Consider the following 1,732-nt stretch of genomic DNA (forward strand, 5'->3'; position numbering starts at 1 on the left):
GTGCTCAGCCCGGCCATCCCGCCCTCGCCGAGGACATCGAGGCCGACGCGGCCGTGATCGGCGCCGGGATGGCCGGGCTGAGCACCGCGTACGAACTGGCCAGGGCCGGGCTGCGGGTCGTCGTACTGGAGGCCGGGCGGGTGGCGGCCGGGGTCACCGGGTACACCACGGCCAAGCTGACCGCCCAGCACACCCTGATCTACGACCGGCTGCGGCACACCCGCGGGCCCGAGGGGGCGCGGCTGTACGCCCGTTCGCAGTCGGAGGCGATCGCGCACGCGGCGGACCTGGTGGCCGAACTCGGCATCGACTGCGAGTGGGAGACCCGGGACGCGTACACCTATGTACGGGACCCGGAGCGGGCGGACGAGGTGCGGGCGGAGGCGCGGGCCGCGCGGGAGGCGGGCCTGGACGCGTCGTTCACCACGGAGACCGGGCTGCCGTTCCCGGTGGCGGGCGCGGTGCGGGTAACCGGACAGGCGCAGTACCACCCGGTGAAATATCTGCGGGCGCTCACCGCGGACCTGATCGCGCGCGGCGGCCGGGTGTACGAGGGGACCCGGGTCGTCGGCCTGGACGAGGGCGGCACCTCCGGACCCTGCCGGCTGACGACCGAGACGGGCCGTACCGTCACCGCGCGGAACGTCGTCGTCGCCACGCACTACCCGGTGTTCGACCGCGCCCTGCTGTTCGCCCGGCTGCATCCGCGCCGGGAACTGGTCGTCGCCGGGCCGCTGGGCGAGGGGCCCGACCCCGGGGGCATGTACATCACACCCGAGGAGAACACCCGTTCGGTACGGACCGCGCCGTACGACGGCGGGCGGCTGCTCGTGGTCACCGGGGAGCACTTCACGCCGGGGACCGGAGATCCGGGCGCCGCTCTCGACGGGCTCGCCGCGTGGGCCGAGCGGCACTTCCCCGGGGTGCGCCTCGACCGTGCCTGGGCCACCCAGGACAACGACGCCACCGACACCGTGCCGCTGGTCGGCCCGCTGCACCCGGGCGCCCGGCACACCTATGTGGCCACGGGCTTCGGCGGCTGGGGCCTGAGCGGCGGCATCATGGCCGGGCTGCTGCTGACCGCGCTGATCACCGGCCGGGACAGCCCCTGGCGGGAGCTGTACGACCCCCGGCGCCTGAAGTCGGTGGTGCGCGAGGCGCCCGCGCTGCTCAGGACGCAGGCCGAGGTGGCCCGGCACTTCGTCGGCGACCGGCTGAAGCCGCCGGTCGACCTCGACGAACTGGAGCCGGGCGACGGCGCGCTGGTCCGGGCCGGTGAGCAGCGACTCGCCGTGCACCGCGACGACGCGGGCGCGCTGCACGCCGTCTCGGCCCGCTGCACCCATCTGGGCTGCCTGGTCGCCTTCAACCGCGCCGAACGCGCCTGGGAATGCCCCTGCCACGGCTCCCGCTTCGATGTCGACGGGCGGGTGCTCCAGGGGCCCGCGGTACGGCCGCTGGAGCAGCGGGACCTCGAATCGAGCCCGAGCGTTACGGCGGACGACCCGGAGCGGGACGCCGAGTGACCCCAAGGGCACCCCTGAGCCGACCGCCGCGCGGGTGACCGTACCGCCGCGCCACGGGACATATCGCCATACAAACGATCAAACAGTCTTACGTTCGTACGGTGATCCCACTAGTACGCCGTATGACCGCCGTTTGTGCTCTGGGCGCGGCTCTCGCCGCCTGCGGAACCGCGGACCCCACGGGCAGCACCCGCCCGGCCCCGGTC

1 protein-coding gene is annotated in these 1,732 nt (G+C 74.4%); it reads left to right on the top strand.

The features are described from left to right. Positions 1-1,526: FAD-dependent oxidoreductase (locus CCN72_RS35145; protein WP_107430253.1), on the top strand; the 1,526-nt coding region annotated here is incomplete at its 5' end. Positions 1,527-1,732 lie beyond the last annotated feature (206 nt).

This window comes from Streptomyces murinus, from assembly GCF_002154555.1.
Taxonomy (GTDB): domain Bacteria; phylum Actinomycetota; class Actinomycetes; order Streptomycetales; family Streptomycetaceae; genus Streptomyces; species Streptomyces murinus.